General features: G+C 52.6%; 4 protein-coding genes. All 4 read left to right on the forward strand.

Annotated elements, in window-relative coordinates:
* Positions 1-21 precede the first annotated feature (21 nt).
* From remB to ABD796_RS28110, 4 genes are read left to right on the forward strand one after another with little or no spacing between them, the layout of a single operon-like run.
* Entirely contained in the window at positions 22-303 is a 282-nt protein-coding gene (gene remB, locus ABD796_RS28095; protein ID WP_344914575.1) for an extracellular matrix regulator RemB, read from the forward strand.
* Between the two features lie 8 nt (positions 304-311).
* Positions 312-2222, forward strand: a complete 1911-nt coding sequence (gene gyrB / locus ABD796_RS28100; protein WP_344914577.1) for a DNA topoisomerase (ATP-hydrolyzing) subunit B — start codon at positions 312-314, stop codon at positions 2220-2222.
* Between the two features lie 48 nt (positions 2223-2270).
* Positions 2271-4742 (forward strand): DNA gyrase subunit A, encoded by a 2472-nt coding sequence (gene gyrA / locus ABD796_RS28105; protein WP_344914579.1) that lies wholly within the window; start codon positions 2271-2273, stop codon positions 4740-4742.
* Positions 4743-4787: 45 nt separating this feature from the next.
* The gene (locus ABD796_RS28110; RefSeq protein WP_344914581.1) at positions 4788-5843 is read left to right on the forward strand and encodes an HD-GYP domain-containing protein; all 1056 of its coding nucleotides are present in this window, start codon (positions 4788-4790) and stop codon (positions 5841-5843) included.
* The last annotated feature ends 265 nt before the right edge of the window (positions 5844-6108 follow it).

The following is a 6108-nucleotide window of genomic DNA, read 5'->3' on the forward strand; positions in this document are numbered from 1 at the left end:
GAAAGAGGGAGCTGACTCGTCATGTTCATCCATTTGGGCGGAGAGAAAATTATACGTACGTCCGAGCTGATCGCCATATTCGACCTGTCTATCGAGAAGTCTTCCAAAATATCAAAAAGTTTCGTCCAGCACGCCCAAAAGGAAAAAAACGTGGAAGTCATCGGCGAGGAAGAATGCAAATCGATCGTAGTCACGAAGACGAAAGTATACTATTCCCCCATCTCTTCCACGACGTTGAAGAAACGCACCAGCAACTTGTTGATGAGCGATATCGAGACTTTTTCAAATCAAAGAAGTAGGTGACCTAGCTAATGACTGTCAACCAACACGCATATGACGAAAGCCAGATCCAAGTGCTCGAAGGCCTTGAGGCGGTCCGCAAGCGTCCAGGGATGTATATTGGGTCGACCGGCGTCCGGGGGCTTCACCATTTGGTTTGGGAAGTAGTAGATAATAGCATCGATGAAGCGTTGGCGGGCTTCTGTACGACGATTCAAATATTCGTTCACAAGGACAACAGCGTTACCGTTATCGATAACGGCCGGGGTATTCCGGTAGGCGAGAATGCGAAGCTGAAGCGTTCTACGCTGGAAGTCGTGCTGACCGTGCTCCATGCCGGCGGCAAATTCGGCGGCGAAGGCTACAAGGTGTCCGGCGGTCTGCATGGCGTCGGCGTATCCGTCGTTAATGCGCTGTCCGAGCAGCTGAGAGTCGAAGTCAGACGGGACGGCCGCATTCACTTGCAGGAATACAGCCGCGGAGCGCCCCAATACGATATCAAGGTGATCGGCGAAACCGAGGAGACCGGTACGAAGATTACGTTCAAGCCGGACCATGAGATTTTTACCGATACGACCGAATTCGATTTCGATATTTTGCAATCCCGGATCCGGGAGCTCGCCTTCCTGAACAAGGGCATCGAGATCGTGCTTACGGACGAGCGGCACGACTTGTCCCATACGTTCAAATACGATGGGGGGATCGTCTCTTACGTCGAATATTTGAACCGGACCAAGCAAGCCGTTCACGAGCCGCCGATCTACATCGAGGCCGAACGCGACATGATCCAGGTCGAGATCGCCCTGCAATACAACGACAGCTACACGGAGAACATCTATTCGTTCGCCAACAACATCAATACCCATGAAGGCGGCACGCATGAGTCCGGCTTTAAGAGCGCGCTGACCCGTATTTTGAACGACTACGCCCGGAAATCGAATTCGATCAAAGACAGCGATTCGAATCTGTCCGGGGACGACGTGCGCGAAGGCTTGACTGCGATCATTTCCGTGAAAATTCCCGATCCGCAGTTCGAGGGACAGACGAAGACCAAGCTTGGCAACAGCGAAGTTCGCGGCATCGTGGAGTCGTTGTTCGCCGACAAATTGGAGGAGTTTCTGAACGAGAATCCGTCGATCGCCAAGCGTATCGTGGAAAAAGGCATTCAGGCTGCGCGCGCCCGCGAAGCGGCTCGGAAAGCCCGCGAATTGACCCGCCGCAAGAGCGCGCTTGAGGTCAGTTCCTTGCCCGGCAAGCTGGCGGACTGCTCGTCCCGCGACGCCTCGATCAGCGAAGTATACATTGTCGAAGGGGATTCCGCAGGCGGCTCGGCCAAGCAAGGCCGCGACCGGCATTTCCAGGCGATCCTGCCTTTACGCGGCAAAATATTGAACGTTGAGAAATCGCGTCTGGACAAAATTTTGTCCAATGCCGAAATACGCGCGATTATTACCGCTCTGGGCACCGGAATCGGCGACGATTTCGATATTGCCAAAGCGCGTTACCATAAAGTGATCATCATGACCGATGCCGACGTTGACGGTGCACACATCCGTACGCTGCTGCTGACGTTTTTTTACCGGTACATGCGCAAAATTATCGAAACCGGCTACGTCTATATCGCTCAGCCGCCGCTGTTCAAGATCGAGCGGAACAAGACGGTGCGCTATGCTTATAACGACAAGCAGCGGGATCTGATTTTGCAAGAGTTCGGCGAAGGCGTCAAAGCGAATATCCAACGGTACAAAGGGTTGGGCGAGATGAATCCGGACCAGCTATGGGAGACGACCATGGACCCGGACAGCCGGACGATGCTTCAGGTCAGCATCCAGGATGCGATCGAGGCGGACGCCGTCTTCGATGCGCTGATGGGCGACAACGTCGAGCCGCGCAGAGAGTTTATCCAGCAGCATGCAAAATTCGTGAAAAATTTAGATATATAAAGTTTTGGCTTCGCGTTTTGCTAGAGAACCCGCTTCCAGGAGGTATCCATGGCTGAAGAAAAAACGTCTCAGGTAAGAGATATTGACATCGGTACGGAAATGCGCACCTCGTTCATGGAGTATGCGATGAGCATTATCGTCAGCCGCGCCCTTCCGGACGTGCGCGACGGGCTCAAGCCGGTTCACCGCCGTATTTTATACGCGATGTCCGAGCTGGGCATGTCTCCGGATAAGCCTTATAAAAAATCGGCGAGAATCGTCGGCGAAGTCATCGGCAAGTATCACCCTCACGGCGATTCGGCCGTATACGAAACGATGGTTGGACTTGCGCAAGATTTCTCGACCCGCTATATGCTGGTCGATGGGCACGGCAACTTTGGTTCGATCGACGGCGATTTCGCGGCGGCCATGCGGTATACAGAAGCGCGTCTTTCCAAAATCTCGATGGAGATGCTGCGCGATCTGCAGAAGGAAACGATCGATTTCGTTCCAAACTACGACGGAGAGGAGCAGGAGCCTTCCGTCCTTCCGGCGCGCTATCCGAACCTGCTCGTAAACGGCTCCTACGGAATTGCCGTAGGGATGGCTACCAGCATACCGCCGCATAATTTGGGCGAGGTTATCGACGGCGTGCAGATGCTGATCGAGAATCCCGATATTACTCCGCTCGAATTGATGCAGACGATCAAAGGTCCCGATTTTCCGACCGGCGCCTACATCATGGGCCGCGAAGGCATCCGCCAGGCGTACACGACCGGGCGCGGCCATGCGACGATGCGGGCCAAGGTCAACATCGAGGAAATTAACAACAAGGCGCGCATAATCGTTTATGAGCTGCCATATAAAGTCAATAAGGCAAAGCTGGTCGAGAAAATTGCCGAGCTCGTCCGCGACAAGCATATCGATGGCATTACCGATCTGCGTGACGAATCGGACCGCGCCGGCATGCGCATCGTGATCGAGCTGCGCCGCGACGTCAATCCGAGCGTCGTCTTGAACAACTTGTACAAGCATACGCCGATGCAGTCCAATTACGGCATTATTATGTTGGCGCTGGTCGACGGAGAACCGCGGGTATTGAATCTGCGCGACATGCTTTACCACTATTTGAAACACCAGCAAGAGGTCATACGCCGCCGGACCGAGTTCGAGCTTCGCAAGGCCGAAGCCCGGGCTCATATCCTGGAAGGCTTGCGCATCGCTTTGGATAATCTGGACGAAGTCATCGCGCTGATCCGTTCTTCCCGCACGACCGAGGAAGCGCGCGAGGGGCTGATGAGCCGGTTTTCGCTGAGCCATGAGCAGGCGCAGGCTATTCTCGACATGCGTTTGCAGCGCCTGACCGGATTGGAACGCGAGAAGATCGAAGCGGAATATGCTGAACTGATGCAGAAAATCGCCGAATACCGGGCTATTTTGGCTGACGAGAATTTGATTTTGGCCATCATTAGCGAGGAATTGCGGGAAATCAAAGAAAAATTTGCCGACGAGCGCCGCAGTGAAATCACGATCGGCGAAGAAAGCATCGAAGATGAGGATCTGATCCCGCGCGAGGACGTTATTATTACGATTACCCATTCCGGGTACGTGAAGCGTCTGCCGGTCACGACCTACCGCAGCCAGAAGCGCGGAGGCCGCGGCGTCGTCGGAATGGATACGAAGGACAACGACTTCCTCGAGCATTTGTTCGTTTCGAATACGCACCAGTATTTGATGTTTTTCACGAACAAAGGAAAGGCTTATCGGTTAAAAGCGTATGAAATTCCCGATCTGAGCCGGACCGCACGGGGAACGCCGATCATCAATCTAATCCAAATCGAGCAGGGCGAGACGGTCAATGCGGTCATTCCGATCGAAAGTTTCGACCCCGACATTCATCTGTTCTTCGCTACGAAGAACGGTATCGTGAAGAAGACGCCGCTCGACGACTATTCCAATATCCGCAAGGCGGGTCTGATTGCCATCCATCTTCGCGAGGACGACGATCTGATCGGCGTGAAGCTGACCGACGGCAAGCAGGAAATCATTATGGGAACGAAACAGGGAATGTCGATCCGTTTTCCGGAGGATGACGTCCGCTCCATGGGGAGAACGGCTACCGGGGTCAAAGGGATTTCTATCGCCGATGACGACGCTGTAATCGATATGGACGTCGTGCAGTTGGAGGACGATGTGTTGATCGTAACCTCCAAAGGATACGGTAAACGTACGCCGATGGATGAATACCGGATTCAGTCTCGCGGCGGCAAAGGGATCAAGACGTTGAACATTACGTCGAAGAACGGCCCTGTCGTAGGCTTGAAGGTCGTTAAAAACGAAGAAGACTTGATGATCATTACAGCGTCGGGAACCATTATCCGTACCAGCATGTCGGGTATCAATACGATGGGGCGGAATACGCAAGGCGTCAAACTCATCAATACGCGCGAGGATGACGAGGTTGCGACCGTAGCCCGAGTGGAAAAGTACGAAGAAGCGGCGAACGAAGCCGAGCTGGAAGACGAGGATACGAACGAGTAAGCAGATCTGTCCGTTAATCGAAAAAGCAAGGCAGGGGAAAAATGGATGCCCATGATTTCGGTTTCCCAATTGAAGATTGGCGATAAGATCGTGGAGGACGTTGTAACCAAGTTGGGTAACGTTTTGTTTAAGCGGGGCTTTTCCGTTACCCAAAGAGAGTTTGACATATTGCGGGCTTTCCTTATTCCTGCCGTTGCCGTCGAGGGGAAAGAGACGGATCAGGAGGCCAAGGAGGGCGAGGAGTTCAAGGTAGAGGACTCCGGCCTGATGCAATTTTATGCCGAATACGACAAGATGCTCTTTTTGCTGAAAAAGGTGTTTAAAAATGCGATGTCCAGCCCGACGATCCCGATATTGGAAATCCGAACCCAACTGGAGCTGCTGATCGGCAAAATTCAGCATTATAACATTTTGACCTTCACCCCCCGTTTGTTACATGCGGAGGAATACCTTTATCACAACAGCATTATGGTATCGCTGACGTCGTATACGTTGGCCCGCTGGCACGGCTTTCAAAGCAAAGACTGGATGCCGATTGCGATCGGCGGGCTGCTGCACGATATCGGCAATGCCAAGGTCGACCCGGCTATCTTGACGAAGCCTTCCCGACTGACGGTCCTGGAGGTGGAGGAAGTGCGCCGCCATACGTTGTACGGGTACTCGATGCTCAAAAACACGCCGTCGTTGAATGACGGGTCCAAGCTGTGCGCTCTGCAGCATCATGAACGGGAGGACGGCTCCGGCTACCCGTTATCGCTTCAGGGGGAGAAGATCCACCCGTATGCCAAAGTCGTGGCCATAGCCGATATTTTTCACGCTATGACCAGTCACCGTGCTTACAAAAAAGCCCAGTCTCCGTATTTGGTACTGGAGCAGGTGCAGAAGGAATCGTTCGGCAAGCTCGATCCGGTGATGGTTTCGACGTTTATCCATAAAGTGACCCAGTTTCATAATGGGACGCTTGTCCGGTTAAGCGACGATCGCATAGGCGAGATTATTTTTACCGATAGGGTAAATCCGACCCGTCCGATGGTCAATGTCAACGGCACGATCATTAATCTGGCCTTGGACCGGAAATTATTCATTCAAGAAGTGGTTTGAAGTTTGAAAGCGGGGGCCGTGTGCCCTTGCTTTTTTTTGTGAAAAGAACGTTTGTCAGGTGATGCAAAAAAATGTCGAAAAAAAGGTTGACGCAGAATGCTGGGCGTGGTATTCTATTTCTTGCCGCTTCAAAAGGGCAACGGTTAAAAAGAAGCTTTAAAAAAAGAAATTAAAAAAAAGCTTGCAAGAAGATAGGCAAGTGTGCTATATTAAAGAGGTCGCCGCAAAAACGGTGATGAAGCAAAAGAAAGATGTTTGCTCCTTG

The sequence above is a fragment of the Paenibacillus hodogayensis genome (genome assembly GCF_039536325.1).
GTDB lineage: Bacteria > Bacillota > Bacilli > Paenibacillales > NBRC-103111 > Paenibacillus_AB > Paenibacillus_AB hodogayensis.